Consider the following 26,868-nt stretch of genomic DNA (forward strand, 5'->3'; position numbering starts at 1 on the left):
GAAATCAGCTTGTATTGAGAGTATCATGTCTCGTTCCGTTGAATTGATCGTTGAGGGCTATGTGCGGCTGAACGATCGCCATGCTCTGGAGGATATTTTGGCGCATCGCCAGGATCTGCTGCGTCAGCTGGTGGCTGTGACTGGCGTCGACCCGCAGCACTCCATCGCGCAGGTGAACGAGGAAATCACCATCATCGAAGCCGGACTTGCCACGCTCGTCCCGGAATAGCCATCTTCAGAGACCGCGCTTCGGCCGACAGCGCACTCAGCTCAACAGGCCCGACTTGATCGCGAGGCCCTGCACCTTGCCCGTCAGCAGCGTCAGCTTCGGCAGCGCCTGGTCGCGAAAGGTCGGCATGTCCATGCGCATTGCATCCACGGTGACGCTCAATCCCGCGATCACAAAACCCTGGGCGTCGAGGATCGGCGTCGCCAGCGTGCGCAGGCCATAGGCGTTCTCGCCGTCGGAGACGGCATGGCCTTTCTTCTTCACCTGGTCCAGCCGGGCGAGCAGGGCATCGAGATCGGTCAGCGTTCGCTCCGACAGCTTGACGCGGGGGCGTGACTCCAGCCGCGCGATCTGCTCGTCACGCTGAAGATGCGCCAGCATGGCATGGCCGAGCGCGGCGCTATAGGCGGGGATGCGCGAGCCGGGCCGGCGATCCATCTTGTAGCGGTCGAGGCCCGCACTGGCGCGCGCAAGATAAATCACGTCGCCGCCGTCGAGGATGCCAAGCGAGGCCGCATCGCCGACCTCGGGCACGAGATCGTGCAGCAGCGGCTCGACGAGGGCACGCAACGATCCGTGCGACAGCACGGTGTAGCCGAGGTCGAGACAGGCGACGCCGAGACGGAACCGGCGGCTCTGTGGCACGGCCTGGAGATAGCCGAGTTCGATCAGGGTCTGGATCAGCCGGAATGCCGTGCCGCGATCGAGCTCGGCGCGTGCGGCGACTTCGCTCAACGTCAGCTCGAAGGCCTCGCTGGTGAAACTCTTGAGCACGGCAAAGGCCTTGCCGACGGACGCGACATAGTTCTTGGGATTTTTATCCTTGGGATTCTTATCCCTAGGGTTTTTCGGTGTAGCTTCCGGTGCGCGCTTCGCCGGCTTCTTTTCGACCTTGGCCATGCTTGTATGCCCTGCCATGACAGCCACAGCCCTTGACGCGGCGGCAGCCTGATCTTACCAACAGGTCAGATTATAACAAATGTTCGCATTCCGAACAACATCGATCTGACGATCGGAGGAAGCTTTGTCGACATCATCTCTGCACCCCCAGCCCTTGCACCCACATGGCGTGTTCTCCGCCGCGCTGACGCCGCTCGATGCCGAGCTCGCGCCCGATCATGCGCGCTTCATCGCGCATTGCCGTTACCTGCTGGACGAAGGCTGCGATGCCATCGCGATGCTTGGCACGACGGGGGAGGCGAACTCCTTCTCGGTCTCCGAGCGCACCGCGCTGCTGGAGGCCGTGATCGCCGGCGGCATCAAGCCGAACCAGCTGCTGCCGGGCACCGGCGTTGCTGCATTCACCGAGACCATCGCGCTGACGCGCCATGCACTGTCGGTCGGCGTCGATACCGTGGTGATGCTGCCGCCGTTCTACTACAAGAACGTCAGCGATGATGGCGTCTATGCCGCCTACAACGAGATCATCCAGCGCATCGGCGATAAGCGCCTCAGGATCGTGCTCTATCACATCCCGCAGATGTCGATGCAGCCGATCTCGCACGCGCTGATCGAGCGGCTGCGCACGGCCTATCCGTCGACCATCGTCGGCATCAAGGATTCCTCGGGCGACTTCGCCAACATGACCGCGATGGTCGAGCGGTTCCCCGGCTTTTCGGTGCTGACCGGCGCCGACCCGCTGCTGCTGCCGCTGCTGCGCAAGGGTGGCGCTGGCTGCATCACGGCGACCTCGAACCTCATCGCGCGCGATCTCGCCTATGTCTTCAAGCATTTCCGCGACAGCGACGACGACGCCAAGCTCGCGGCTGCGCAGGCGCGCATCGTGAAGGCGCGCGAGCTGGTCTCGCGCTTCGCGCAGATGCCGTCCCTGAAGGCCCTGATGGCCGAGCGCACCGGTCACGCCGGCTGGCAGCGCCTGCGGCCGCCGCTGGAGACCTTGCCGGCAGCTCAAGTGAAAGAGCTGCTCGCGAATGCCGCGGCATTCGCGACGGCTGCCTAAGGCGGACGCGGACGGCGAGGCGATCCGATGTCCGACTCTTTCCAGGACGCGCTGACCGGGCTCGCCGCCATCGTCGGCGACAAGCACGTCATTGCGTCCGGGTCTGACCAGGAGCCCTATGTGGTGGACTGGCGCGGGCGTTATCGCGGCCGCGCGGTTGCGGTGGTGAAGCCCGGTTCGACCGCCGAGGTCGCGTCCGTGGTCAGATATTGCGCCGGGATGCAGCTCGCGATCGTGCCGCAAGGCGGCAACACCGGGATGTGCGGGGCTGCGACGCCGGATGATGCTGCCGGCAACGTCGTGATCCGGCTGGATCGCATGCGCACCGTGCGCGATGTCAGCCCGCTCGCCAACACCATCACGGTGGAGGCCGGCTGCATCCTCGCCGAGGTGCAGAGTGCGGCCCGCGACGTCGATCGCTATTTTCCCTTGAGCCTGGGTGCCGAGGGCTCCTGCCAGATCGGCGGCAACATCTCGACCAATGCCGGCGGCACCGCCGTGCTGCGCTACGGGCCGACGCGCGATCTCGTGCTCGGCCTGGAGGTCGTGCTGCCCGACGGGCGCGTCTTCAACGGCCTGCGCGCGCTGCGCAAGGACAACACCGGCTATGCGCTCAAGCAGCTCTTCATCGGCGCGGAAGGCACGCTCGGCATCGTCACCGCGGCGGTGCTGAAACTTTTCGCGTCGCCGCGCAGTTCGGCATTGGCGCTGTTGAAACTGCAAGGCGTCGAGCAGGCGCTCGAGATCATGGCGCGCCTGCGCGGTGCGGTCGGCGACCGGCTCGGCAGCCTCGAGATCATGTCGCGGTCCCAAATCGAGGCCATCGCCGCGACCGTGCCGCACGTCACCATTCCCTTCGTGCTGACGACACCTTGGTATCTGATCGTCGAGCTGACTGACACGCTCGCGGGCGTCGACCTCAACGAACCTCTTGCGGCGGTGCTTGCCGATGCGATGGAAGCAGGGCTCGCGGAGGACGCGATCCTGGCCTCGAACCTTGCGCAGGCGAAGGCGATCTGGGCCGTCAGGCACAGCGTGTCGGAAGGCAACAAGCGCAGCGGCTATGTGGTGTCGCACGACAGCGTGGTTCCGCTGGAGCGCCAGGCGGCCTTCGTCGCCAATGTCGAGGCCCGGATCAAGGCGGCCGTTCCGCATGCGAACGTCGTGATGCATGGCCATATCGGCGACGGCAATATCCATGTCATCGCGCTGATCGATCGCGCGCGTTGCCAGGATCCGGCCGCGACCGCGGCGCTGGTGGCTGAGATCAACGAGATCGTCGATGACGAGACTGCGGCGCAGGGCGGGGCCATCAGCGCCGAGCACGGCATCGGCATCACCAATCGCGGCCGGCTCGCCCGCGTCGCCGATCCCTTGGACATCGAGCTGATGCGCGGCATCAAGCAATTGCTCGATCCGCAGGGCTTGATGAATCCCGGCAAGATCTTTGGCGCGGGAGCGGCATGACGATGACCAGCGTCCGCCTGCTTGCCGACGATTTGACCGGCGCGCTCGACACCGCGGCGGAGTTCGTTGGCCTGTGCGGACCGTTCGATGTCATCTGGAAGGATACGGCGTCGGGTTCCCCGAGCCTCGCCATCGACAGCGGCACGAGGGAACGTTCGAAGGCCGAAAGCGTCGCGATCGTCGGCCGGCTGGCACCGCTGCTGCGCGACGGCACGATCGCCTACAAGAAAGTGGACAGCCTGCTGCGTGGCGCATGGGCAGCCGAGCTCGGTGCCTGCCTGGGCACCGGCCACTGGGCGTCCTGCGTGGTGGCGCCTGCCTTCGACTATCAGGGACGCCGCACCGTCGATGCCCAGCAATATGCGCGCACGGTGGATGGCGACTGGCATCGCGTCGGCGACAATCTACTGGATCAGCTGAGACAGGATGGCATCGCGGCGCAGCGCGGCAACGCCGACACGCTGGCGCAAGGCGGCGTTCAGGTCTTCGACGCCGAGAGCGACGTCGATCTCGATCGCGTCGTCGAGATGGCGCGGCGAATGCCCGGGCCGGTGCTGTGGTGCGGAAGTGGCGGGCTGGCCGGTGCCCTCGCGCGGGGCCAACGCGCAGATGCGCTTTCGAAATTGAAGCGCCCGGTGCTGGGCCTGTTCGGCTCGGACCAGGCCGCCACCGCCTCCCAGCTGGATGCATGTGGCGACGCCACTGTTGCGCTTGGCGAAGGTGAGGGCCGCGCTATCGTTCAACGCAAGCTGGCCGATGCCGGCGTGGCGCTGGTGAAATTCTCGCTGGCCGAAGGGCTGTCGCGCGCCGACGCTGCGCAACGGATCGCGCGCGAGCTGACGGCGTTGGTCACGGCGCTCGATCCGCCGGGAACCCTGATCGTTGCTGGCGGAGAGACGCTGAAGGCCGTATGCCTTGCCCTCGGCGCGCACGCGCTGCAGGTGACAGGGCGGATCGTGCCGGGCTTGCCGCGCTCGACGCTGCAAGGCGGCCGCTGGGCCGGCGTCGATGTCGTCTCGAAATCCGGAGCCTTCGGTGCGCGCGATCTCTGGCGCGATCTGCTCCGGGACAATCATTTGCTCAATCAGGGGAGTCCGACATGACCTCTCGTCATCTTGCCATCACCATGGGCGATCCCGCGGGGATCGGACCGGAGATTATCGTCAAGGCTTGTGTGGGATTGAAGGAGCGGATCGCGCGCGGCGATCTGCGCCTGCTGATCATCGGCAGCGGCGCGGCGCTGGACGGTGCGAAGGCCGCGCTCGGCAGCGACGTTGCGATCCCGCAAGTGACCGCGGATGATCGCGACTGGCCGAACCTCTGCTATTTGCAGGCCGACGTCGAGGGCGACCCGATCAAGCCCGGCGTGCTCAGTGCCGATGGCGGCCGCTTTGCATATAAGGCGATCGAGCAGGGCGTGCGCCTGACCCAGGCAGGCCGAACCGGAGCCATCGTAACCGCGCCGCTGAACAAGGAAGCCCTCAACAAGGCCGGCTATCATTTCCCCGGCCATACCGAGATGCTGGCGCATCTCACCGGCGTGCGCGGCTCGGTGATGCTGCTCGCTCACGGCAACATGCGTGTCAGCCATGTCTCGACCCATGTGGCGCTGGAGGATGTGCCGAAGCGTCTGACGCCGGAGCGGCTGCGCATGGTGATCGATCTCACCAATGATGCGCTGCTGCGGCTCGGCATTGCCAAGCCGAAGATCGCGATCGCCGCGCTCAATCCGCATGCCGGCGAGGGTGGCCTGTTCGGCCGTCAGGATATCGACGTCTCCGCGCCGACGATCGCGAAGGCGGTCGCCGACGGTCTCGACGTCGTTGGCCCGGTGCCCGGCGACACCATCTTCGTGAAGCTGCGCGCCGGCCAGTACGACGCGGCGGTCGCGATGTATCACGATCAGGGGCACATTCCGGTCAAGCTGCTCGGCTTCCAGGTCGATCCCGCGACGGGCCGCTGGCAGGAACTCTCCGGCGTCAACATCACGCTGGGTCTGCCGATCATCCGCACCTCCGTCGACCACGGCACCGCCTTCGACATCGCCGGCAAGGGCATTGCGAACGAGCACAGCCTGATCGAGGCCATCGATTATGCCGAGCGGCTGTCCGCAGGCAGCACCGCATCCAAGTCCTGAGATCGAGCCCACGATGACCAACGCCTTCACGCCCATCGAAATCCTCCGCCCCACCATCCTGGAGTTCGGCAACGGCACCATCACCGCTGCAGCGCGCTTCGCCGAGCGGATCGGTGCCAAGCGGCCGCTGGTGATCTCCGATCCCTTCAACGCGCGCCGCGTCGACATGCTGGCGCTGCCGGGCGCCGTCAAAGTGTTCGGCGAGGTCAAGCCGGAGCCGGATCTGCCCAATCTCGAAAAGGCGGTCGCGATGGCGAAAGAAGCCAAGCCCGATCTCGTCGTCGGCTTCGGCGGCGGCAGCGCGATGGATCTCGCCAAGCTGGTCGCGGTGATGTGCACGTCTGAGGTGCCCTTTGCCGACATCGTCGGGCCGGAGAAGGTCGCCGGCCGCAGCGTCGCGCTGATGCAGATCCCGACCACGTCCGGTACCGGCAGCGAGGCCGGCACCCGCGCGCTGGTCACCGATCCCGTCAGCCAGAACAAGCAGGCGGTGCAGAGCCGTTTCATGCTGGCCGATATCGCCATCGTCGATCCCGATCTGACGATGACCGTGCCGAAGGAGATCACGGCTGCCACCGGCGTCGATGCGCTGGCGCATTGCGTGGAGGCCTACACCAGCCGCAAGGCGCACCCGACGATCGATCTCTACGCGCTCGAAGGCGCGCGGCTGGTCGGGCGTTATCTCAAGCGCGCGGTGGCCGATGGCGGCGATCGCGAGGCCCGTGCCGGTCTGTCGCTGGCTTCGCTCTATGGCGGCTATTGCCTGGGGCCGGTGAACACCACTGCCGGCCATGCCGTGGCCTATCCGCTCGGCACGCGTCATCACATTGCCCACGGTCTCGCCTGCGCGATGATCTTCCCGCACACGCTGGCGTTCAACATGCCGGCGGTGGAGGCGAAGACGGTCGCGGTGCTCGGAGCGCTCGGTCTGCCGGAGCAGAACGATCCGAAGCTTGCATTCGATGCGACCTACGCCTTCTGCAAGAACCTCGGTGTGGAGATGCGGCTGTCGGCGCTTGGCGTGCCAAAGGACGATCTCGGCATGATGGCCGACGAGGCGCACGCCATTCGCCGCCTGCTCGACAACAATCCGCGCGATTTGGGACGGGATGCGATCCTCAACATGTACGAGGTCGCGTTCTAGCCATCTCCGCCGTGCGCGGCGCTCAATCAATAACATTGAAAAAAGTAGAGGAAACTTCGATGAGATCGATCTGGCTTGGTCTTGCCTCGGCAATCCTGCTGGCGATGTCGCCGGCGAGAGCGCAGGACGGCTATCCGTCCAAGCAGGTGACGGTGATCGTGCCCTTCGCCGCCGGCGGCACCGCTGACATCTTCGCGCGCATGGTGTCCAACCATTTGCAGATGAAGCTCGGCAAGCCGTTCGTGGTCGAGAATGTCGGCGGCGCCGGCTCGATCCTCGGCGTGACGCGGCTGGCGAAGTCGGCCCCCGATGGCATCACGATCGGTCTTGCCAGCACCTCGGCGCTCGCGATCAATCCGTCGCTGTACGGGCCGAAGCTCAGCTACCAGCCGGACAGGGATCTCGCGCCGGTCGCCCAGATCAGCGTCGTGCCCAACGTGCTCGTCGTCAATCCCGACAAGATCAAGGCGCGGACCGTGCCGGAGCTGATCGCCTATCTGAAGGCGAACCCGGACAAGGTCTCGTTCGGCTCGGCCGGCGTCGGCACCTCGCAGCATCTCGCAGGCGAATTGTTTCAGCAGATGACCGGCACCAAGATGGTGCACGTGCCCTACAAGGGCTCGAGCCAGATGCTGACGGACCTGTTGAGCGGCCAGATCGATCTCGCCTTCGACAACGTGCCGCTGCTGCTGCCGCAGGTGAAGACCGGCCAGCTCGCGATGCTGGCAACCGCAACGCCGAAGCGCGCCGCCTTCGATCCGGAGGTGCCGGCCGTGGCCGAATTCCTCCCCGGCTTCGAGGCGGTCGCCTGGCACGGCTTCTTCGTTCCGGCCAGCACGCCGAAGCCGATCATCGAAAAGCTCTCGGCCGAGATCCGCGCCTACATGCAGCAGCCTGACACGGTGCAGAAGATGGCCGAGCTCGGCGCCACCGCAGTCGCCGTCGATTCCGAGCCGTTCGCCGCCTACATCGCCTCCGAGACCGAGCGGTGGAAGAAGGTGATCGAGGCCGCGAACATCAAGATGGAGTAGGGGACGATCCGTCCACCGCAGCGCTTGCCAGTCCGGGGACGAGCAGGTAGAAGGCTGCACGCCTGAGCCGTGATTTGCGCAGACCGCGCTTCCGGCCACAGTCGGACAGATCAGTAAGATATTGAATTTGTTCGACTATTCCGTTGGGGAATGGTGTAACGGTAGCACAACAGACTCTGACTCTGTTTGTCTTGGTTCGAATCCAGGTTCCCCAGCCATTCAAGGCGCCTCCCACAGGCCTGAATTGCCTCTGACCCGGCCGTCTGCCGTGCCCGGCTCGCGACGGTTTGCCTCATCCCGACTTCGCCATCGCGTGTCGGATCGGTGTGCGTCCGATCGTCCTTGGGGCACATAACCCAAGGAGATCCGAGATGCCCTATGTCGATGGTTTCGTGCTGGCGGTGCGCAAGGACAAGATCGAGGCCTACAAGGCGCTGGCCCGCACGGCTTGCGAGGTGTGGATGGAGCACGGCGCGCTCGACTATGTCGAATGCATCGGCGATGACGTGCCTTATGGCGAGCTCACATCCTTTCCGCGCGCGGTGATGGCGACGGAGGATGAGGTCGTGGTGTTCTCGTGGATCGTCTACCGCGATCGCGCGAGCCGCGATGCCGTCAACGCCAAGGTGATGGCCGATCCGCGGCTGAAGGGCTCCGACATGCCGTTCGACGGCAAGCGCATGATCTATGGCGGCTTCACGACGCTGCTTCAGGCACGTGATGAGCGGGATTCAGCGACGCAATAGACTTTGCGCCGGCTAGGAAATCCCCGTGATGTCGCTGAGCTGCGACGCCAACGCCGGCGTACAGCCCAGGATCGGATTGCCCTTGCTGATGCCGTCTCCGGCGAAGAAGTCGTTGACCCAGCCACCGGCCTCGCCGACGATCACAATGCCGGCGGCGACGTCCCAGGCGTTGATGTGCAGCTCGGCATAGGCGTCGGTGCGCCCGTTCGCGACATGACAGAGGCCCAGCGTGCCTGAACTCCCGCGCTTGATCGAGCAGCCGGCGGAATAACCGCGGCCGATCATGTCGAGATAGCGCTGCGAGGGTATGCGGGCCGACCAACCCAGTTCGACATAAGCGCGGCGGATGTCATCGGCGCCTGAGACGGCGATCGGCTGCCCGTTGAGCGTCGCACCCTGGCCACGTTGCGCGACATAGAGCTCGTCCAGCGCCGGTGCCGCGACGATGCCGATCGTCGGCTCGCGGTTCAGCAGGAAGCCGATGGAGATGCACCAGTTGCGATCGCCGCGCGCAAAGTTCGAGGTGCCGTCGATCGGATCGAGGATCCAGACCGCATCGCTGGCCTCGCCGCCGCCTTCCTCGCCGATCACGGTGTCGCCAGGGAAAAGCTCTCTGAGCCGTGCGCGCAAAAAATCCTCGACGGCGCCGTCGGCGACGGTGAGCCAATCCTGCGCCCCCTTCATCGTGACGCCGAGGCTTTCCTTGCGGCCGAAATAGTCGAGCGCCATGCGTCCCGCCTCGGCGACGAGGCCCTGCGCCGCGTAGCGCCGCAGCATGAGCTCGGCGGGGGTCATGGTCAGGTGGCCCCGATCGCGACAGAGCGACCGGTGCGGGCCGATTCGGTTGCTGCGTCGGCCAGCATCTGGGCGCGCAGTCCGTCGAGACCGGTCGGAGAGGGCGCTGCCTTGCTGGCGCAAGCATCGATGAAGGCCGCGAGTTCGACGCGATATGCGGCGGCATAGCGTTCGAGGAAGAAGTTCTGCACCGGATCGGCGCGGAAGCCTGCGCCGGTGGCGATCTCGACGGTTGTCTCGTGGATGTTGCCGGCCCTCAGCATTCCCTTCGAGCCATGCACCTCCACGCGCTGGTCGTAGCCGTAAGTGGCGCGGCGCGAATTCGAGATCTGCGCGATGCGTCCGCTCGCCGTCTTCATCAGCACCGCGGCGGTATCGACGTCGCCGGCCTCACCGATGGCCTTGTCCACCAGCGCCGAGCCGAGCGCGAAGACCTCGACCGGCTCCTCCGCCAGCAGGAAGCGCGCCATGTCGAAATCATGGATCATCATGTCGCGGAAGAGACCGCCCGAGCGTTTCACATACTCGACCGGCGGCGGTCCGGGATCGCGCGAAATGATGTTGACGATCTCGATCTCTCCGGCCTCGCCCTGGCGCAGCCGTTTCTCCAAAGCCGCGAAGTTCGGATCGAAGCGGCGATTGAAGCCGATCATCAGCGGCTTGCCTGTCTTCTCGACCGTGGCGAGACAGCGGCGAATGCGTCCCGAATCGAGGTCGACCGGCTTCTCGCAGAACACAGCCTTGCCGGCCGAGACGGCGGCCTCGATGAGGTCGGCATGCGTGTCGGTCGGCGTGCAGATCAGGATAGCGTCGATGCCGGAATCGCTCAGGATCGCGTCGGTGTCGGCCGCTTTCGCGCCTGCAGCCTGCGCCAGCGAGGACGCGGCCTCGCGCGAGGCGTCGGCCACCGCGACGAGCTTTGCATCGCCGCGCGCGGCGACATTAAGGCCGTGAATGCGCCCGATCCTGCCGGCGCCAAGAAGTCCAAACCGCATTGTCATCATCATGTCCGTCTAAGACGGAAGCGCTCCCTCGGGTGGCATATTTTGTTTGTCTTGCTTGACTATTGGATTAAGCATTCCATTCTCTGCGCCGCCTAGTCAAGGTCGGAGCGTGCGCTTCTCGATGTCGTCAACCGCGTCACGGCATCGTGTCAGATTGGACGACGACGAAGGCGCGGTCGGCGCGATGATGGAACAATTTCCGCCAGCTTGCCCAAGCCGGGTGGCGCGGTTGAGTGGGAGCGAGTAATGGCGACGATCAGGCTGACCATGGCGCAGGCGCTCGTCGCCGCGATGGCTGCGCAGCGAACGGTGATCGACGGGCAGGACCAGCCGCTCTTCGCCGGTGTCTGGGCGATCTTCGGGCATGGCAATGTCGCGGGTCTCGGCGAGGCGTTGTATGCCGCGCGCGACCGTCTGCCGACCTTGCGCGCGCACAACGAGCAGGCGATGGCACATGCCGCGATCGCCTTCGCCAAGGCCTCGCGCCGCCGGCGCATGATGGCGGTCACGAGCTCGATCGGGCCAGGCGCGACCAACATGGTGACGGCCGCAGCCGTTGCTCACGTCAATCGCCTGCCGGTGTTACTGCTGCCGGGCGATGTCTTCGCCGGCCGTCGCCCCGATCCCGTGCTGCAGCAGATCGAGGATTTTGGTGACGGGACTGTCTCCGCCAATGACTGCTTCCGGCCGGTCTCGCGCTATTTCGACCGCATCACCCGGCCCGAGCAGATCATGCCCGCCTTCGAGCGTGCGATGCAGGTCCTGACGGATCCTGCCGAATGTGGGCCCGTGACGCTCGCGCTCTGCCAGGACGTGCAGACGGAAGCCTTCGACTATCCCGACTGGTTCTTCGCCGAGCGCGTCTGGCAGCCGCGCCGGGCGCGAGCCGACGAGACGCAAATGGCGCAGGCCGCAGCGCTGCTCAAAGCCGCGAAACGCCCGCTCGTCGTCGCCGGCGGTGGCGTCCTCTACAGCGAGGCGGAAGGCGAACTCGCAGCCTTCTGCACAGCGCACGGCATCCCGGTGGCGGAAACGCAGGCCGGCAAGAGCGCGCTGCCTCACGACCATCCGCTCAATCTCGGCGCGATCGGCGTGACCGGCACGGGCGCGGCCAACGATGCGGCGCGGCAGGCCGATCTCGTCCTTGCGATCGGCACGCGCTTGCAGGATTTCACCACAGGTTCGCGCTCGCTCTTCGCCGACCCGGCCTGCCGGATCGTCGGTCTCAATACGCAGCCCTTTGATGCCGGAAAACATCGTGCGCAGCCACTGGTCGCCGATGCCAAGGTCGGGCTGGCGGAGCTTGGCGCCGCACTTCAGGGCTGGGCGGCGCCTGCCGGTTGGACCGGCCACGCCAAAAGCGGCCGCACGGCTTGGCTCGAAACAGCAGCGCGCTACCTAGCTGCCGGCAACGAAGCCTTGCCGAGCGATGCGCAGGTCATCGGTGCCGTTCAGCGTCGCAGCCGGCCCAGCGATGTCGTGCTTTGCGCGGCCGGTGGCTTGCCTGGCGAGCTGCACAAGCTCTGGCAGGCGAGCGCGCCCGGCGGCTACCACATGGAATACGGCTATTCCTGCATGGGCTACGAGATCGCCGGCGGTCTTGGCGTCAAGCTCGCCGATCCCGCGCGCGACGTCATCGTGATGGTCGGCGACGGCTCTTATCTGATGATGAACTCCGAGATCGCGACGTCGGTGATGCTCGGTGTCAAGCTCATCATCGTCGTGCTCGACAACCGCGGCTTCGGCTGCATCAACCGGCTCCAGAACGCGACCGGCGGTGCCCCCTTCAACAACCTCCTGCGCGACGCCCGTCACGAGACGCTGCCCGCGATCGATTTCGCCGCCCACGCCGCCGCGATGGGGGCGAACGCGCGCAAGGTCGCGAGCATTGGTGAATTGGAAGTGGCCTTCGACGAGGCGCGCCGCCATGATCGGACCAGCATCATCGTGATCGACACCGACCCGATGCCCTCGACCGATGCCGGCGGCCATTGGTGGGACGTGGCGGTGCCGGAGGTTTCGGGACGCACCGAGGTCGAAGCCGCAAGGCGCAACTATGTCGAGGCGCTCGTGCGCCGCAAATACTGATCAAGCGAGGACGACATGCCTATCCGTATCGGCGCCAACCCCATCGGCTGGTCGAACGACGATCTGCAGGAGATAGGCGGCGAGACGTCGCTCGAGACCTGCCTCGCCGAAGCGCGTGAGGCGGGCTTCGAGGGCATGGAGCTGGGCCACAAATTTCCGCGCGAGCCGCAGGCGCTGAAGGCTGCGCTCGCGCCGTTCGGCATGGCCTGCATCTCCGGCTGGTATTCGGCCGAACTTCTGCGGCGCGATGCCGATGAGGAGATGCGGCACCTGCGTCCGCATCTCGATCTGCTGAAGGCGATGGGATCGACCGTGTTGGTCTTCGCCGAGACCTCGAATGCGATCCATGGTGATCGCAGCAAGCCGCTATCGCAGCGTCCGGTCATGAAGGCGGGCGACTGGGCGGAGTTCGGCCGCCGCATGACGGATGTCGCGGAGCGTACGCTCGCCGAGGGCGTCAGGCTGGTCTACCACCATCACATCGGCACCATCGTGGAAAGCGCCGATGATATCGATGCCTTCATGGCGGCGACTGGTGATGCTGCTCATCTCCTGCTCGACACCGGTCACGCCACGTGGGGCGGCGCCGACCCGGCCGCGCTGGCCCGGCGTTATCGCACCCGGATCAGCCATGTCCACGCCAAGGACGTGCGCCGGGCGGTGATGGAGCAGGCGCGCCGCGAGGATTGGAGTTTTCTCGATGCGGTGCTGGGGCAGGGCAGCGAGCTCGGCGTCTACACAGTCCCCGGCGACGGCATGGTCGATTACCCCTCCGTGTTCCGCGAGCTGCCGGGCTATTCCGGTTGGGTTGTCGTTGAGGCGGAGCAGGATCCGCGGAAGGCGCACCCGCTGACCTATGCCAGGAAGGGGATCGCCCATCTGAAGACGAGCTTGAAGGAGGCCGGGCTCACCTAGGCAGCAAGCGCGCCGCAGCGGTTGCGCGCGCCTCCCGGACCCGCGCCATCGGTGCTTCCTTGTGCAACATCGTCGCAATCCGTTTCACCTTGCCGGTACTCCGCTGGCATGCCATCCTCTCGCCGCCAGGAATAATCAAACGGAAGCGGGCGCCCGCCACAGCTTCCAAAAAACCTTGGTTGGGGAAACCCTTTGGGAGGTCTGATTTCATGACATTGAAGCACGTCACGGGGCTGCTTTGCGCGGCCGCGATGTCCCTTGTGCTCGCGGCCGGCGTGCGCGCCGAGGACAAGGTGGTCAAGATCGGCGTCATCATGCCGATGTCCGGCGGCACCGCCTCGATCGGCGCGCATGCCAAGGCGGCCATCGAAGTCGCCATGGACATCATCAATAACGCACATCCCGAGCTCGGCAATCTGCCGCTGGCCAAGAACGCCGGCCTTGCCGGCCTCGGCGGCGCCAAGATCGAGGCGGTCTTCGCCGACAACCAGGGCAACCCGGCGACGGGACAGAACCAGGCGCTGCGCCTGATCACGGAAGACAAGGTCGCGGCCGTGTTCGGCTCGTATCAGTCCGGCGTGACGCTGACATCGAGCGCCATCGCCGAGAAATACGGCATTCCCTTCCTCAATTCGGAATCGGTAGCCGCCAATCTCACCGAGCGGGGCTTCAAATGGTTCTTCCGGACCACGCCGATCGCGACGGATTTCGCCAAGATCTACGTTGATTTCCTTGCCGACATGAAGGCCACCGGCGCCAAGACCGACGCGATCGCGCTGGTCCACGACAACACCGAATACGGCACCTCGGTCGCCAATACGATCAGCGCCGCCTTCAAGGAGAAAGGGCAGCCGGTCGCGCTCGACGTCGCCTATCCCGTCAATGCCACCGACGTGCAGGGCCAGGTGCTCCAGCTCAAGGACAAGAAGCCCGACGTGATCATCATGATCAGCTACACGTCGGATGCGATCCTGTTCGCCAAGACCATGCAGTCGCTCGACTACAAGCCGGCGATCCTGCTCGCCGACGACGCCGGCTATTCCGACCCGTCCTTCATCAAGGCGGTGGGCAAGATCTCGCAGGGCGTCTTCAACCGCTCGTCCTGGGTCGTCGGGCCGCCGGGCTCGGCGTCGGCCGTCATCGCCGACATGTACAAGAAGAAGAGCGGCGAGGAGATGGACGACACGGTCGCTCGCCAGATGCAGGGCTTCTTCGTGCTCGCCGACGCCATCGATCGCGCCCGCGCGACCGATCCGGCCAAGGTGCAGGCCGCGTTGAAGGCGACGGAGCTGAAGGCCGACCAGCTCATGATCGGCTACAAGGGCGTGAAGTTCGACGACAAGGGCCAGAACATCCTGGCGTCCGGCGCGATCATCCAGCTTCAGGACGGTGAGAACTACGTCTCGGTGTGGCCGAAGACCAACGCCGAGAAGCCGCCCGTGCTGCCCTACAAGGGCTGGTGAAAATTGTTGAAGGCGGGGCCGCGCGTCCCGCCTTTCCCAAACTGATTTGATCAGAGCAACGCGGCTCATGTCCTTTGTCCTCGTGCAGGTGATTGTCGGCGGGCTTCTGCTTGGCGCCGTCTACGCCCTGTTTTCCTCGGGCCTCACGCTGGTGTGGGGCATGATGAACATCGTCAATTTCGCGCATGGCGATTTCGTCATGCTCGGCATGTATGTCGCCTATGTCGTCTACACCCTGATGGGAGGCGGGCCGATCCTGGGGGCGCCGCTCGCAACGCTGGTGCTCGCAACCGTCGGCGTCGTCGTCTACTTCGCGCTGATCCGCGACATCATGAAGGGGCCGATGCTGGCGCAGATCCTCGGCACCTTCGGCCTCGCGCTGCTGCTGCGCTATTCCGTGTTCTGGTGGTTCGGCGCCAACTTCCTGTCGATGCCGCCGAACATCGTCGGCGGCACCTATGCGTTTGCGGGCTTGCGCATCGAGGCCTCGCGGCTGCTGGCCGGTGTGGTCGCGCTGCTGGTGACGCTCGGCCTGCATCTGTTGCTGACGCGCACCTCGCTCGGCTCGAAAATGCTGGCGGTGGCGGAGGACCAGACCGCGGCGCAGCTGATGGGGATCAGGCCCGACACCATGCAGGCGATCGCCTGGGCGATCGCGGCCGGTGCCACCGGCCTTGCCGGCGCGCTGATCGCGAACTTCTTCTACATCGTGCCGACCGTCGGCGAGACGCTCGGCATCGTCGCCTTCGTCACGGTCTCGCTTGGCGGTTTCGGCAGCGTGCCCGGCGCGCTGGTTGCGGGCCTGTTGATCGGCGTGATCGAGTCACTGTCCGGCTATCTGATCGGTGCGGTGTACAAGGACATCGTCGTCTATGTCCTGTTCCTGTTCTTCCTCTGGTTCCGGCCGCAGGGCCTGATGGGGAAGATGTGATGCGGCGCCTGATCTGGCTCTCGATCGTCGTCGCGGTTGCGATCGCCTATCCACTGCTGTTGTCTTCGCCGTTCCAGCAGCGCCTTGGCGCGCTGGTGCTGCTCTACGCGATCGCTGCGTCGGCCTGGAACATCGTCGGCGGCTATGCCGGCCAGGTCTCGGTCGGGCATGTCGTGTTCTTCGGCTGCGGGGCCTATGCCGCGATGGGGTCCTACGCCAAGTTCGGATTGTCGCCGTTGCTCGGAATTCCGGGCGGCATTGTCATCGCGGTCGCGCTTGCCGCGATCATCGGCGTGCCGACGCTGCGGCTGTCGGGCCATTACTTCAGCATGGCGACGATCGCCGTCGCCGAGACCGTGCGATTGATCGTCACCAACACCGATTGGCTGGGAGCGGCGGTCGGCCTCTCGGGCCCGACCGTGCCGCGCAACATCTTCGATCTCTCGTTCCTGTCGTCTCTGCCATATTACTATCTCTTCCTCGTCATCCTCGCGATCACGCTGTTCATCACCTGGTGGATGACCAACAGCCGGATGGGATTTTATCTACGCGCAATCAAGGATTCCGAACGTGCCGCGCGCTCGCTCGGTGCACCCGCCAGCCGCACCAAGCTTTACGCCTATATGATGAGCGCGGCATTCACCAGCGTCGCCGGCGCGCTCTATGCGATGATGTTCGGCTTTGTCGATCCCGAGTCAGGCCTCGGCATCCTGATCTCGGTGAAGATCCTGATCATGGCAGCACTTGGCGGGGCAGGGCTGCTGTTCGGGCCATTGGTGGGCGCGGCGATCCTGGTGCCGCTGGAAGAGATCTCCAACAGCTGGCTCGGCGGCAAGGGGGCGGGCCTCACCTTCGTGGTCTATGGCGCGATCATCGTGCTGATCGCACGCTTCCAGCCCGGTGGATTGCTCAGCCTGTTCACGCGGCGCAGGAAGTCAACATCCGACACGGGAGCCAGCCATGCTCCTTGAAGCACGCGGAATCACCAAGGCGTTCGGCAGCTTCAAGGCGGTGGACGATGCCTCCGTGACGCTGGAGCAGGGCGACATTCTCGGCCTGATCGGCCCGAACGGCGCGGGTAAGTCGACCTTCTTCAATTGCCTGACCGGCGATCTCAAGACCACCTCCGGCCGCGTGTTGTTCGAAGGACGCGACATCACCGATGTCACGCCGGAACTGCGCGCCGGCCTCGGGCTCGCCCGCACCTTCCAGGTGCCGCAGACGTTCGAGGGCATGACGGTGCTGGAAAACGTCATGATCGGTGCATTCCTGCGCACCGCGCAGCGCAAGGAAGCCGAGACCAAGGCGCGTGCCGTGCTGGAACGGGTGGGCATGAGCCGGCTTGCGGATGCACCGGCGCGCTCGCTCGGCACGCCGGGCCGCAAGCGGCTGGAGATCGCCCGCGCTCTTGCGACCGAGCCAAAGGTGTTGCTGCTCGATGAGGCCATGGCCGGCCTCAACGCGCATGAGGTGAAGCTTGCGATCGATCTCGTCCGCGACATCCATCGCTCCGGCATCACGCTCGTCATCGTCGAGCACATCATGGAGGTGATCATGTCGCTCGCGAGCCGGGTGATGGTGTTTCACCAGGGCAAGGAGATTGCCCGTGGCTCGCCGCGCGAGGTTACCTCGAACCCGGCCGTGATCGAGGCCTATCTCGGCAAACGTGCGGCGAAGGCGGCCGCCGGCCATACGCCGGTCGAGCTGATGGGCGGGCCGGACCTATGAGCGGACCGTTGCTCAGGATCGAGCACCTCGAGGTGCGCTATGGCGACCTCATCGGCGTCTCCGACGTGTCACTGGAGGTGCCTGAGGGCAGCGTCGTCGCGCTGCTCGGCTCCAATGGCGGCGGCAAGACCACGACGCTGAACGCGATCGCCGGCCTTATCCCCGTGCATTCCGGCACGATCAGCTTTCGCGGCGAGGAGATCGCCGGCCAGAGGGCCTTTGCGATCGTGCGCAAGGGGCTGGCGCTGTCGCCGGAGGGCTGGCGGCTGTTCGTGCAGCAGAGCGTCGAGAACAACCTCATGCTCGGCGCGACGCCGCTGCACGACAGATCGCGCCAGGCCGAACTGCTCGAACGCGTCTACGAGATATTTCCGCGGCTGAAGGAACGCCGCAACCAGCGCGCCGGCACCATGTCCGGCGGCGAGCGGCAGATGCTCGCGGTCGGCCGGGCGCTGATGAGCGACCCGAAGCTGTTGATGCTGGACGAGCCATCGCTTGGCCTTGCACCGGCGGTGGTCGAGTCTATGTACGAAACGTTTGGTCGTCTGCATCGCGAAGGCCTGACCATCCTGCTCGCCGAGCAATCGATCGAGCTCGCACTGGAAGTCTCGGACTTCGCCACCGTCCTCCAGGTTGGCAAGAGCGTGCTGTCCGGTACCGCCGCGGCATTGGCCGAGGACCCGCAGGTGCAGAAGGCCTATTTGGGCGTGGACTGATCGATCTCTGCCTGCAGCAGCAGCAACAGGCAGCCTGCAAGCCGCGTCTCGATCTCTTTCGACCGAAGCGACAGCGGTCCGGGATCGTTGAGGATCGCGTTCACCAGCGTGCCCAGCACCACCTGGAAGCCGAACGCGATGGCGCGGGTCTTGGCGGCCGCGCGGCCCTTGCCCATGGCCGGCAGCAGGAGAGGGGTGGCACGCGCGGTGGTGGCCTTGGCCAGTGCCTTGAATGGCGTCCATTTGTCCGGACGGGTGTCGTCATGCTGCAGCGCTGCACGCAGCACGCCCTCGTGGTGGCGCATCCAGGCGATGATGCCGCTGACGACGATATGGCAGAGCTTGTCGAGATTGGTCTCGGGCGACGGCCGCCTGATTTCGCCGAGCCGCTGCTCGCCGTCGCGTGCGGCCAGCGCCATCAGCGCGTTGAAATAGGCCTCCTTGCTCTCGAAGCGGCTGTAGAAGGCGCCGACCGTGGCGTCGACTTCAGTGCAGAGCGCCTCGATCGAGAGCTCGGCCAGGCTTCGCGTCCGCAGCATATCGGCGCCGGCCCGCAGCAGCGCGAGCGTCGTCTCGCGGCTGCGTCTCTGGCGTGACGGGGCGACGCCCGGCAGGTCGAAATCGCGGGAGCCAGGCGCCTCGGAAAATGGTCGCGTTCGTGCTTGCATCCGCCCCAGATCATAATCATAATTCGGATTATAATTTAGATTGAGACGAGCCGCGGGTCAACCGCGACGGCCGGGAGAGGGAGCAACAGATGAGCGCAGGCAGCGGCACGCCGTTTCGCGGCACCGTCGGCAAGACGGTTGCGGAGTCGAAACCCTGGTGGCCGGAGGCCGTGAAGCCGCCCGCGGGCGCGCCGAACATTCTCGTCGTGCTGTTCGACGATGTCGGCTTCTCTGACTTCGGCTGCTACGGCTCGAGCATCAAGACGCCGACCATCGATCGGCTCGCTGCGGAGGGGCTGCGCTACTCGGGTTTCCACACCACTGCAATGTGCTCGACGACGCGCGCCGCGCTGCTCACCGGGCGCAACCATCATTCGGTCGGCGTCGGGTGCCTCGCCAATTTCGACTCCGGTTATCCCGGCTATCGCGGCAAGATCGCGCGCGAGGCGGGGACGCTGGCCGAAATGCTGCGCGTGCACGGCTATCGCAACTACATGGTCGGCAAATGGCACGTCACGCCGCTGACAGAAAGCGGGGCGACCGGCCCATTCGACGGCTGGCCGCTCGGGCGCGGCTTCGACCGCTTCTACGGCTTCCTCGACGCCGAGACCGACCAATATGCGCCCGAGCTCGTCTCCGACAACACGCACATCGATCCTCCCGGCACCTACGCCGACGGCTATCATCTGACCGAAGACCTGATCGACCAGGCGATCCGCTTCATCGGCGATCACCATGCCGACCGGCCCGATATCCCCTGGCTGACCTGGGTCGCACTCGGCGCCTGCCATGCGCCGCACCAGGCGCCGGCCGACATCATCCGCAGCTACGATCCCGAATTCGTGCACGGCTGGGATGTCGAGCGCGAGCGGCGGCTGGCGCGCCAGAAGGCGATGGGACTGGTGCCGCAGGAGACGCGGATGCCTGATCGCAATGACGGCGTGAAGGCCTGGGAGGATCACTCCATCGACGAGCGTCGTGTGTTCACGCGGCTACAGGCGGCCTTCGCCGGCATGCTTGACCATTCCGACCGACATCTCGCGCGCCTTGTTTCATTCCTGGAGACGGCTGACATTCGCGACAACACGATCATCATCGTGATGTCCGACAACGGCGCGAGCCAGGAGGGCGGCCCGCTCGGTTTCGTCAACGCGATGGGACCGTTCAATTTCAAGCCGGAGCCGATTCCCGAGAAGCTCGCCCGCATCGACGAGATCGGCGGACCCGACACCCACAGCAATTTCCCCCATGGCTGGGCCATGGCCTCCAACACGCCGCTGCGCCGCTACAAGCAGAACACCCATGGTGGCGGCATCCGCGATCCCTTCGTCATCAACTGGCCGAAACGGATTGCAGCCAAAGGCGAGCTGCGGCACCAGTTCGTGCACGCCTGCGACCTGACGCCGACGCTGCTCGAGTTGATCGGGATCGGCGCGCCATCCGAGATCGCCGGCTGCCCGCAGATGCCGCTCGAAGGCGAGAGCTTTGCGCGCTCGATCACGGATGCGTCCGCGCCTTCAAAACGCTCGCCGCAATATTTCGAGATGTTCGGTCATCGCGGGCTCTGGCAAGGCGGCTGGAAGGCGGTCGCCTACCATCCGCCCGGCACGCCGTTCGAGAAAGACAAATGGGAGCTGTTCCATCTCGACCGCGATTTCTCCGAGACCGACGATCTTGCGACGAAAGAGCCTGAGCGGCTGGCGCAGATGATCGCGATATGGTGGGGCGAGGCCGAGAAGCATAACGTGCTGCCGCTCGACGACCGTTTCGGGCCGCGCTTTGCCGAGAACGCCGCGCGCTTCCACGGCGCGCGCCACCACTTCGTCTTCCATCACGGCATGGGCCACGTGCCGACCGACGTCGCGCCCGATGTGCGCAGCCGCAGCTACATGATCGAGGCGCATGTCGAGATCGGCGACGCGGGCGCCGATGGCGTGCTGATCTCGCATGGCGATGCGACATCGGGCTACAGCCTTTATGTCAAGGACGGCCATCTCGTGCACGACCTCAACATCGGCGGCAGCCATCAGATCGTGCGCTCCGACCGCCAGGTGCCCTCCGGTGCGCGTCGGCTGGGCGTTCATGTCGAGCGTCTCGTCCGCACGGAGCCGCCCGCCAAGGGCTCGCGCACCGGTGTCACCGACTACACGTTGTTGATCGACGGCGAGAAGGCCGGCTCGCTGCAGACCCAGCTCGGCTTCCATACGCTGATCTCGTGGTCGGGCCTCGACATCGGCCGCGACCGCGGCAGCCCGGTGTCGCACTACGAGGCGCCGTTCGAGTTTGAGGGAAAACTGCTGCGCGTCACCGTCACCATGCACAACGACCAGACGCTCGACGGCGAGGCCGTCGGCAATGCGCAGATGGCGCGGCAGTAAGCGCGAGCCGCAGACGGGTCGCTACGGCTTGGCTGGGGGCGGCTGCAGCGGTCCAATCGCGAAAGGGGCGTCCGTGTTGCGTTCGCGCGTCGTGCGAATGCGCTTCACATCGGAGGTGGACGACGATTTGCCGGCATTGGGCGTCTGCGAGAAATTGCCGTCGGTCTGGTCGTTGCGTGGCCGCACCCTCGCATCATGGACGGTCGGCTCGGCCGTTGGCGTCGGGGGCGACTGCAATTGGGCCTGTGCGCGTGTGGCGGCGCCGATCACCCCAATGATGGCGATCAAGACAGCAAGCCGATCGAGGTCCGACTTTCTTCGCGTCATGCTCCGCCGCCGTTGCCGGAACACCCGGCTGCGGCACCAGCGTAATCCAGCACAGGCGGCTCGGGAAGCCGCCCGGTGCAGCCGCCGACGTCTGCGGACCTACTTGATCTTGTCGTAAGCGGCCGCGAAGTCGTTCAGCGGCATCGGGATCGCGATCGTTTCCTTCGCCATGTTCTGGAAGGAGACCTTCAATTGCTTGCCCGACTTCAGGCTCGCAAGCAGGTCGGGCGCGATCGGCGTCGAGGCGTAGCAGCCGCGGTTCTCGCAGGTCTGGATCTGGAGATCGACCGTCTTGCCCTCGTCGACCTGGAGCTTGGCGCCGACCGGCAGGTTGAGGCCGAGCGGCAGCTGGAGCAGGGCGACCGGCGTGCGGGTATCGGGCGCGATGCGGATGTTGATCAGGACGATGGTCTGGCCGGTCTTGGTCAGGACCGCGTTCTGCTCGATCGCGCATTCGAGCGGCGCGTCGCGGCTCGCGCTGGTGCAGCGTGCGATCCAGCCGGGCTGCGCCGGAGCGCCTTCAGCGGCCTGCGGCTGGGTCGGTGCGGGCGAGGGCGCCGCCTGCGCGGCCGGGGTTGGGGACGCTGCGTTCTTCTTGGCGCCCTGCTGGGCATACGCGGCACCCGTGGACAACAGGGCAGCGGCGGCGAGAGCGACAAGTCTGGATTGCATGGGCATGGCGAGACCGCGTTGGCGTGAACCGAGGGCCTCGCTGTAGCGTCGCGGAAGCCGCGGCGCAAGCTTACTCGGCGGCTTCCTTGACGGTGCCGTGCCCGGTCGCCTCGTGCCCGTCGTCCTCGGCCGAGTGGCTCTTGAACAGGTTCGAGAACTTGTCGAGATAGAGGTAGACGACCGGCGTGGTGAACAGCGTCAGCGCCTGGCTGACGATGAGGCCGCCGACCATGGCGTAGCCGAGCGGCTGGCGGATCTCGGCGCCGGTGCCGTGGCCGAGCATCAGCGGCACGCCGCCGAGAAGTGCGGCCATCGTGGTCATCATGATCGGGCGGAAGCGCAGCAGCGCGGCCTGGCGGATCGATTGCTCCGGCGTCTTGCCGTCGCGTTCGGCGGCGATGGCGAAATCGACCATCATGATGCCGTTCTTCTTCACGATGCCGATCAGCAGGATGACGCCGATCAAGGCAATGAGGCTGAACTCGAAGCCCGCCGCCATCAGGATCGCGAGCGCACCGACGCCGGCCGAGGGCAGGGTCGACAGAATCGTGATCGGGTGGATGTAGCTCTCGTAGAGGATGCCGAGGATCAGATAGACCACGACCAGCGCCGCGAGGATCAGGAGCGGAACGGTGCCGAGCGATTGCTGGAACGCCTGCGCCGTGCCCTGGAAGCTCGAATTCAGCGTTGCCGGCGCGCCCATGTCGGCCATCGCCTTCTGGACGGCTTCGGTGGCCTGGCCGAGCGCAACGCCCTGCGCGAGGTTGAAGCTGATCGTGATCGCCGGGAACTGGCCCTGATGGCTGATCGAGAGCGACCGGACCGGATCGGTGGTCCAGGTCGCAAAGGTCGACAGCGGCACCTGGTCGCCGGTCAGCGGCGATTTCAGATAGAGCTTGTTCAGCGAATCCAGATTGCCCTGCATCTCCGGCAGGATTTCCAGGATCACGTGATAGCTGTTGAGCTGCGTGAAGTACTGCGCGACCTGACGCTGGCCGAACGCATCATACAGCGTGTCGTCGATCAGCTGCGGCTGGATGCCGTAGCGCGAGGCGGTGTCGCGGTTGATCTTGAGCTGGACCGTGGTGCCCTGGGTCTGCTGGTCGGTCGCGACGTCGCGCAGCTCCGGCAGCGTCTGCATCTTGGCGAGAATCTTCGGCGCCCACGAATTGAGCTCGCCGAGATCGGCGTCCTGCAGGGTGAACTCGAACTGCGTACGGGTCGGGCGGCCACCGAGGCGGACGTCCTGGGCCGCCTGCATATAAAGGCGGGCGCCGGACACCTTCTCGAGCTTGGGACGCAGCCGCGCGATGATCTGTTGCGCAGATGCGTCGCGCTCGTTGCGCGGCTTCAGCGTGATGAACATGTTGCCGTTATTGCCGGCGCGGCCGCTGCCGCCGATGTTCATTGCCACCGATGCGATATCGTGATCCTCCATCACGATCTTGCCGAGCTCGACCTGACGGCGCTGCATCTCGGCGAAGGAGATGTCCTGGGAGGCTTCCGAGGTCGCGGTGATCAGGCCGACGTCCTGTTGCGGGAAGAAGCCCTTCGGGATCAGGATGAAGAGATAGACCGACAGACCGAGCGTGGCGAAGAAGATGACGAGCGTGGTGCGCCGCCAGGCCATGGCGTGGTCGAGCACGTATTCATACCCGCGCAGCAGAGCGTCGAACGCGTTCTCGCTCCACTGGTAGAACTTGCCGTGGGTGACCTCGCTGTGGGAACGCAGGAAGCGCGAGGCCATCATCGGGGTCAGGGTCAGCGACACGAACATCGAGACGAAGATCGTCATCGCCAGCACGACCGCGAACTCGCGGAACAGGCGGCCGATGATGCCGCCCATCAGCAGCAGCGGGATCAGCACCGCGACCAGCGAGATCGAGATCGACACGATGGTGAAGCCGATTTCCTTGGAACCCCTGAAGGCGGCGGCGAGCGGCTTCTCGCCTTCCTCGATGTAGCGCGTGATGTTCTCGAGCATCACGATGGCGTCGTCGACGACGAAGCCGACCGCGATGGTGAGGGCCATCAGCGACAGATTGTCGAGCGAATAGCCGAACACCCACATCAGCGCGCAGGCGCCTAACAGCGCCAGTGGAACCGTGATGGTCGGAATCACCGTGGCCCAGAAGCTGCGCAGGAAGACGAAGATGACCATGACCACCAGCGCAATGGTCAGGAGCAGCGTGAACTGCACGTCCTCGACCGCGGCGCGGATGGTGGTGGTGCGGTCACTGATGACCTCGATCTTGACCGCGGGCGGGATCGCCGCGACGAGGCGGGGCAGGGTCGCCTTGATCCGGTCGACGGTCTCGATGACGTTGGCGCCCGGCTGCTTGAACACGACCAGGAACACGCCGCGTTTGCCGTTGGCCCAGGCCGCCTGCTTGGCGTCTTCAGGACCGGTCACCGCCTGACCGATGTCCTTGATCCGCAGGGGACCGCCGTTGCGGTAGGCGATAATGACGTCGTTCCAGTCCTTGGACTGCAACAATTGGTCGTTGGCGTAGATCGTGTAGGCGCGCTTCTCACCGTCGATATTGCCCTTGGGGCTGTCGACGGTGGTGATGCCGATCGCGCTGCGCACATCCTCGAGCGACAGGCCCTTGGCCACGAGTTTCGCCGGATCGATCTGGACGCGAACCGAGGGCTTCTGCTGGCCGCCGATGAACACCTGCGCCACGCCGGAGATCTGGCTGATCTGCTGGGCGAGCTGGGCGTCAATCGAATCGCTGACGGTGGTCAGCGGCAGCGTGTCCGACGTCGCCGACAGCAGCAGGATCGGCGAGTCCGCCGGGTTCACCTTGCGGTAGGTCGGCGGCGAGGGCAGGTTCTTCGGCAACTGGCCGCTGGCGGCGTTGATGGCGCCCTGCACGTCGTTGGCGGCGCCGTCGATGCTGCGGTTGAGGTCGAACTGGATGGTGATCGACGCCGTGCCCAGATAGCTCGTCGAGGTCATCTGCGCGATGCCGGGAATCTGGGCGAACTGGCGCTCCAGCGGCTGCGCGACCGACGAGGCCATCGTCTCCGGGCTGCCGCCCGGCAGATTGGCCGTGATCTGGATGGTCGGGAAGTCCACCTGCGGCAGCGGTGCGACCGGCAGCAGCGGATAGGCGACGAGACCGACAAAAAGAATGCCGGCCATCAGCAACGATGTGCCGATGGGATAACGGATGAAAGGTGCCGAAATCCCGCCTTCGGTCATTCCTGCTGAACCTTGCTTTTCTGAACCGGATCCGAACTCGCCACGGCCGTCGAAACGAGGCTGCCGGGCTGCACCTTATACTGACCGCCGGTGATGACTTGCTGACCGGGGCTCAAACCTTCCTCGACGACCGAACGTCCGTCGATGGAGTAATTCACCTTGATCTTGCGTGCCTCGGCCTTGTTGTCCTGGCCGACGGTATAGGCGTAGAGGCCGTTGGTTGAATGCAGGACCGCGTCATCGGGGACGATGGTCGCATCCTTCAGGGTCCGCACCAACAGGCGTGTCGACACCGATTGCCCCGGCCACAGCGTGTGTTCCTTGTTGGCGAACACCGCCTTGAGCCGAATAGTCCCGCTGGTCGTATCAACCTGGTTGTTGATGACGGCGAGCTTGCCCTCGGCCAGCGTCTTCTTGCCGTCGGTGGTGAACGCGATCACCTTGAGCTCGCCGGACTTCTGGCCCTCGCTGATATAAGGCAGCTGGTCTTCCGGCGCGGTGAAGATCACCGTGATCGGCTCGACCTGCGCGATGGTGACGACGCCGGTCTGGCTAGAAGCGTTGACGATGTTGCCGATGTCGACCTGGCGCAGGCCGGCGACGCCGGTGATCGGCGACTTGACCTGGGTATAGTCGAGCTGGGTCTGGGCGTTGGCGATCGCGGCTTCGTCGGCGGCGATCTGGGCGGTGAGCTGGGCAACGGTGGAGCGTTGCGTGTCGGTCTGTTGCCGCGTCGCGAATTCACCGAGCTTGGTGTAGCGCTGCAGATCGAGATTGGCGTTGGCGAGATTGGCCTCGTCCTGCGCCTTCTTGGCCTTGGCCTGATCGAGGGCGGCCTGGAACGGGCGCGGATCGATCTCGACCAGGAGATCGCCTTGGTTGACCATTTGACCTTCGGTGAAGGCGATCTTGTCGATCTGGCCGTCCACCCGGGTCCGGACTTGTACGGTGTTGAAGCCTTGCACCGTGCCGAGGCCGGTCAGGTAGACCGGGAAGTCCGCCTTCTGGACCGGCGCAACGCTGACGGGGACGGCGGGTGCCCGCGGCGGGCCCTTCTGCGCGGTCTGGGCTTTCCCGGCCTCAGGGCCTGAGAAACGCTGCCAGCCGTAATAGCCGCCACCGGCCACAGCTGCGATGATGACAATCCACAGGATCGGCCGTGACTTTTTCATATCTATTTGTATCGGCTTGTATGCCCAAAGGAACGACTTCAGCGCCAGCAACAAGTTCCCGGCGCTGTTGTATAATACACGCCAAGTTC

At 65.3% G+C, this 26,868-nt stretch carries 24 protein-coding genes and 1 tRNA gene; 17 read left to right on the plus strand and 8 right to left on the minus strand.

Annotation, left to right across the window (positions count from 1 at the left end):
• Positions 1-25 precede the first annotated feature (25 nt).
• Entirely contained in the window at positions 26-229 is a 204-nt protein-coding gene (locus NLM32_RS20990) for a hypothetical protein (RefSeq protein WP_254130795.1), read from the plus strand.
• A 36-nt stretch (positions 230-265) separates the two neighbouring features.
• On the opposite strand, the gene NLM32_RS20995 is transcribed toward NLM32_RS20990, so the two are convergent.
• Positions 266-1,129: an IclR family transcriptional regulator gene (locus NLM32_RS20995; protein WP_254130796.1), complete on the minus strand. Its 864-nt coding sequence runs from the start codon at positions 1,127-1,129 to the stop codon at positions 266-268.
• Between the two features lie 124 nt (positions 1,130-1,253).
• On the opposite strand from NLM32_RS20995, the gene NLM32_RS21000 reads away from it, so the two are divergent.
• The 8 genes from NLM32_RS21000 to NLM32_RS21035 all read left to right on the plus strand — a co-directional run bounded on the left by NLM32_RS21000 (position 1,254) and on the right by NLM32_RS21035 (position 8,714).
• Positions 1,254-2,189 carry a dihydrodipicolinate synthase family protein gene (locus NLM32_RS21000; protein WP_254130797.1) on the plus strand — a complete coding sequence of 312 codons (936 nt, stop codon included), beginning with the start codon at positions 1,254-1,256 and terminating at the stop codon, positions 2,187-2,189.
• A 27-nt stretch (positions 2,190-2,216) separates the two neighbouring features.
• Positions 2,217-3,656 (plus strand): FAD-binding oxidoreductase, encoded by a 1,440-nt coding sequence (locus NLM32_RS21005; RefSeq protein WP_254130798.1) that lies wholly within the window; start codon positions 2,217-2,219, stop codon positions 3,654-3,656.
• A gap of 2 nt (positions 3,657-3,658) precedes the next feature.
• Positions 3,659-4,759 (plus strand): four-carbon acid sugar kinase family protein, encoded by a 1,101-nt coding sequence (locus NLM32_RS21010; RefSeq protein WP_254135379.1) that lies wholly within the window; start codon positions 3,659-3,661, stop codon positions 4,757-4,759.
• The gene (gene pdxA / locus NLM32_RS21015) at positions 4,756-5,793 is read left to right on the plus strand and encodes a 4-hydroxythreonine-4-phosphate dehydrogenase PdxA (protein WP_254130799.1); all 1,038 of its coding nucleotides are present in this window, start codon (positions 4,756-4,758) and stop codon (positions 5,791-5,793) included. Before NLM32_RS21010 ends, pdxA begins: the two co-directional genes overlap by 4 nt.
• On the plus strand, positions 5,750-6,937 hold the full coding sequence (locus NLM32_RS21020) for an iron-containing alcohol dehydrogenase (protein ID WP_254130800.1): 1,188 nt from the start codon (positions 5,750-5,752) through the stop codon (positions 6,935-6,937). The genes pdxA and NLM32_RS21020 overlap by 44 nt, the downstream gene beginning before the upstream one ends.
• 59 nt (positions 6,938-6,996) lie before the next feature.
• Positions 6,997-7,968 (plus strand): tripartite tricarboxylate transporter substrate binding protein, encoded by a 972-nt coding sequence (locus tag NLM32_RS21025; protein WP_254130801.1) that lies wholly within the window; start codon positions 6,997-6,999, stop codon positions 7,966-7,968.
• 144 nt (positions 7,969-8,112) lie between these two features.
• Positions 8,113-8,186, plus strand: a tRNA-Gln gene (locus NLM32_RS21030).
• A 153-nt stretch (positions 8,187-8,339) separates the two neighbouring features.
• Complete coding sequence (locus NLM32_RS21035) at positions 8,340-8,714, plus strand: DUF1428 domain-containing protein (protein ID WP_254130802.1); 375 nt, start codon at positions 8,340-8,342, stop codon at positions 8,712-8,714.
• Between the two features lie 12 nt (positions 8,715-8,726).
• Here the strand turns inward: NLM32_RS21035 and NLM32_RS21040 are convergent, their stop codons facing one another.
• Both NLM32_RS21040 and iolG read right to left on the minus strand, forming a co-directional pair.
• Positions 8,727-9,509, minus strand: coding sequence for an inositol monophosphatase family protein (locus NLM32_RS21040; protein WP_254130803.1), 783 nt, complete (start codon positions 9,507-9,509; stop codon positions 8,727-8,729).
• A 2-nt stretch (positions 9,510-9,511) separates the two neighbouring features.
• Positions 9,512-10,504 (minus strand): inositol 2-dehydrogenase, encoded by a 993-nt coding sequence (gene iolG, locus NLM32_RS21045; protein WP_254130804.1) that lies wholly within the window; start codon positions 10,502-10,504, stop codon positions 9,512-9,514.
• Positions 10,505-10,759: 255 nt separating this feature from the next.
• Between iolG and iolD the strand changes: the two genes are divergently transcribed.
• From iolD to NLM32_RS21080, 7 genes are all read left to right on the plus strand, one after another.
• Positions 10,760-12,601 (plus strand): 3D-(3,5/4)-trihydroxycyclohexane-1,2-dione acylhydrolase (decyclizing), encoded by a 1,842-nt coding sequence (gene iolD / locus NLM32_RS21050; RefSeq protein ID WP_254130805.1) that lies wholly within the window; start codon positions 10,760-10,762, stop codon positions 12,599-12,601.
• Between the two features lie 15 nt (positions 12,602-12,616).
• Positions 12,617-13,516 carry a myo-inosose-2 dehydratase gene (iolE, locus tag NLM32_RS21055; RefSeq protein ID WP_254130806.1) on the plus strand — a complete coding sequence of 300 codons (900 nt, stop codon included), beginning with the start codon at positions 12,617-12,619 and terminating at the stop codon, positions 13,514-13,516.
• A gap of 209 nt (positions 13,517-13,725) precedes the next feature.
• Positions 13,726-14,979, plus strand: coding sequence for an ABC transporter substrate-binding protein (locus NLM32_RS21060; RefSeq protein ID WP_254130807.1), 1,254 nt, complete (start codon positions 13,726-13,728; stop codon positions 14,977-14,979).
• Between the two features lie 67 nt (positions 14,980-15,046).
• A complete protein-coding gene (locus NLM32_RS21065) occupies positions 15,047-15,910 on the plus strand; it encodes a branched-chain amino acid ABC transporter permease (protein ID WP_254130808.1) in 864 nt (287 codons plus the stop codon).
• Positions 15,910-16,881, plus strand: a complete 972-nt coding sequence (locus NLM32_RS21070) for a branched-chain amino acid ABC transporter permease (protein WP_254130809.1) — start codon at positions 15,910-15,912, stop codon at positions 16,879-16,881. The genes NLM32_RS21065 and NLM32_RS21070 overlap by 1 nt, the downstream gene beginning before the upstream one ends.
• Entirely contained in the window at positions 16,871-17,638 is a 768-nt protein-coding gene (locus tag NLM32_RS21075; protein WP_254130810.1) for an ABC transporter ATP-binding protein, read from the plus strand. Before NLM32_RS21070 ends, NLM32_RS21075 begins: the two co-directional genes overlap by 11 nt.
• Complete coding sequence (locus NLM32_RS21080) at positions 17,635-18,354, plus strand: ABC transporter ATP-binding protein (protein WP_254130811.1); 720 nt, start codon at positions 17,635-17,637, stop codon at positions 18,352-18,354. Before NLM32_RS21075 ends, NLM32_RS21080 begins: the two co-directional genes overlap by 4 nt.
• On the opposite strand, the gene NLM32_RS21085 is transcribed toward NLM32_RS21080, so the two are convergent.
• Entirely contained in the window at positions 18,336-19,022 is a 687-nt protein-coding gene (locus tag NLM32_RS21085) for a TetR/AcrR family transcriptional regulator (RefSeq protein WP_254130812.1), read from the minus strand. The two genes, NLM32_RS21080 and NLM32_RS21085, sit on opposite strands and share 19 nt — an antisense overlap.
• Positions 19,023-19,111: 89 nt before the next feature.
• Between NLM32_RS21085 and NLM32_RS21090 the strand changes: the two genes are divergently transcribed.
• On the plus strand, positions 19,112-21,400 hold the full coding sequence (locus tag NLM32_RS21090) for an arylsulfatase (protein WP_254130813.1): 2,289 nt from the start codon (positions 19,112-19,114) through the stop codon (positions 21,398-21,400).
• 21 nt (positions 21,401-21,421) lie between these two features.
• On the opposite strand, the gene NLM32_RS21095 is transcribed toward NLM32_RS21090, so the two are convergent.
• The 4 genes from NLM32_RS21095 to NLM32_RS21110 all read right to left on the minus strand — a co-directional run bounded on the left by NLM32_RS21095 (position 21,422) and on the right by NLM32_RS21110 (position 26,779).
• Positions 21,422-21,727, minus strand: coding sequence for a hypothetical protein (locus tag NLM32_RS21095; RefSeq protein WP_254130814.1), 306 nt, complete (start codon positions 21,725-21,727; stop codon positions 21,422-21,424).
• A gap of 99 nt (positions 21,728-21,826) precedes the next feature.
• On the minus strand, positions 21,827-22,405 hold the full coding sequence (locus tag NLM32_RS21100) for an invasion associated locus B family protein (protein ID WP_254130815.1): 579 nt from the start codon (positions 22,403-22,405) through the stop codon (positions 21,827-21,829).
• Between the two features lie 64 nt (positions 22,406-22,469).
• Complete coding sequence (locus tag NLM32_RS21105) at positions 22,470-25,607, minus strand: efflux RND transporter permease subunit (RefSeq protein WP_254130816.1); 3,138 nt, start codon at positions 25,605-25,607, stop codon at positions 22,470-22,472.
• Positions 25,604-26,779, minus strand: a complete 1,176-nt coding sequence (locus NLM32_RS21110; protein ID WP_254130817.1) for an efflux RND transporter periplasmic adaptor subunit — start codon at positions 26,777-26,779, stop codon at positions 25,604-25,606. Before NLM32_RS21110 ends, NLM32_RS21105 begins: the two co-directional genes overlap by 4 nt.
• Positions 26,780-26,868 lie beyond the last annotated feature (89 nt).

This window comes from Bradyrhizobium sp. CCGUVB14, from assembly GCF_024199935.1.
GTDB lineage: Bacteria > Pseudomonadota > Alphaproteobacteria > Rhizobiales > Xanthobacteraceae > Bradyrhizobium.

Excerpts from the sequence above, each read along its gene's own strand:
- NLM32_RS20990 (WP_254130795.1), top strand. The coding sequence starts at position 26 with ATGTCTCGTTCCGTTGAATTGATCGTTGAGGGCTATGTGCGGCTGAAC.
- NLM32_RS20995 (WP_254130796.1), bottom strand. The coding sequence starts at position 1,129 with ATGGCCAAGGTCGAAAAGAAGCCGGCGAAGCGCGCACCGGAAGCTACA.
- NLM32_RS21005 (WP_254130798.1), top strand. The coding sequence starts at position 2,217 with ATGTCCGACTCTTTCCAGGACGCGCTGACCGGGCTCGCCGCCATCGTC.
- NLM32_RS21010 (WP_254135379.1), top strand. The coding sequence starts at position 3,659 with ATGACCAGCGTCCGCCTGCTTGCCGACGATTTGACCGGCGCGCTCGAC.
- pdxA (WP_254130799.1), top strand. The coding sequence starts at position 4,756 with ATGACCTCTCGTCATCTTGCCATCACCATGGGCGATCCCGCGGGGATC.
- NLM32_RS21020 (WP_254130800.1), top strand. The coding sequence starts at position 5,750 with ATGCCGAGCGGCTGTCCGCAGGCAGCACCGCATCCAAGTCCTGAGATC.
- NLM32_RS21025 (WP_254130801.1), top strand. The coding sequence starts at position 6,997 with ATGAGATCGATCTGGCTTGGTCTTGCCTCGGCAATCCTGCTGGCGATG.
- NLM32_RS21035 (WP_254130802.1), top strand. The coding sequence starts at position 8,340 with ATGCCCTATGTCGATGGTTTCGTGCTGGCGGTGCGCAAGGACAAGATC.
- NLM32_RS21040 (WP_254130803.1), bottom strand. The coding sequence starts at position 9,509 with ATGACCCCCGCCGAGCTCATGCTGCGGCGCTACGCGGCGCAGGGCCTC.
- iolG (WP_254130804.1), bottom strand. The coding sequence starts at position 10,504 with ATGCGGTTTGGACTTCTTGGCGCCGGCAGGATCGGGCGCATTCACGGC.
- iolD (WP_254130805.1), top strand. The coding sequence starts at position 10,760 with ATGGCGACGATCAGGCTGACCATGGCGCAGGCGCTCGTCGCCGCGATG.
- iolE (WP_254130806.1), top strand. The coding sequence starts at position 12,617 with ATGCCTATCCGTATCGGCGCCAACCCCATCGGCTGGTCGAACGACGAT.
- NLM32_RS21060 (WP_254130807.1), top strand. The coding sequence starts at position 13,726 with ATGACATTGAAGCACGTCACGGGGCTGCTTTGCGCGGCCGCGATGTCC.
- NLM32_RS21065 (WP_254130808.1), top strand. The coding sequence starts at position 15,047 with ATGTCCTTTGTCCTCGTGCAGGTGATTGTCGGCGGGCTTCTGCTTGGC.
- NLM32_RS21070 (WP_254130809.1), top strand. The coding sequence starts at position 15,910 with ATGCGGCGCCTGATCTGGCTCTCGATCGTCGTCGCGGTTGCGATCGCC.
- NLM32_RS21075 (WP_254130810.1), top strand. The coding sequence starts at position 16,871 with ATGCTCCTTGAAGCACGCGGAATCACCAAGGCGTTCGGCAGCTTCAAG.
- NLM32_RS21080 (WP_254130811.1), top strand. The coding sequence starts at position 17,635 with ATGAGCGGACCGTTGCTCAGGATCGAGCACCTCGAGGTGCGCTATGGC.
- NLM32_RS21085 (WP_254130812.1), bottom strand. The coding sequence starts at position 19,022 with ATGCAAGCACGAACGCGACCATTTTCCGAGGCGCCTGGCTCCCGCGAT.
- NLM32_RS21090 (WP_254130813.1), top strand. The coding sequence starts at position 19,112 with ATGAGCGCAGGCAGCGGCACGCCGTTTCGCGGCACCGTCGGCAAGACG.
- NLM32_RS21095 (WP_254130814.1), bottom strand. The coding sequence starts at position 21,727 with ATGACGCGAAGAAAGTCGGACCTCGATCGGCTTGCTGTCTTGATCGCC.
- NLM32_RS21100 (WP_254130815.1), bottom strand. The coding sequence starts at position 22,405 with ATGCCCATGCAATCCAGACTTGTCGCTCTCGCCGCCGCTGCCCTGTTG.
- NLM32_RS21105 (WP_254130816.1), bottom strand. The coding sequence starts at position 25,607 with ATGACCGAAGGCGGGATTTCGGCACCTTTCATCCGTTATCCCATCGGC.
- NLM32_RS21110 (WP_254130817.1), bottom strand. The coding sequence starts at position 26,779 with ATGAAAAAGTCACGGCCGATCCTGTGGATTGTCATCATCGCAGCTGTG.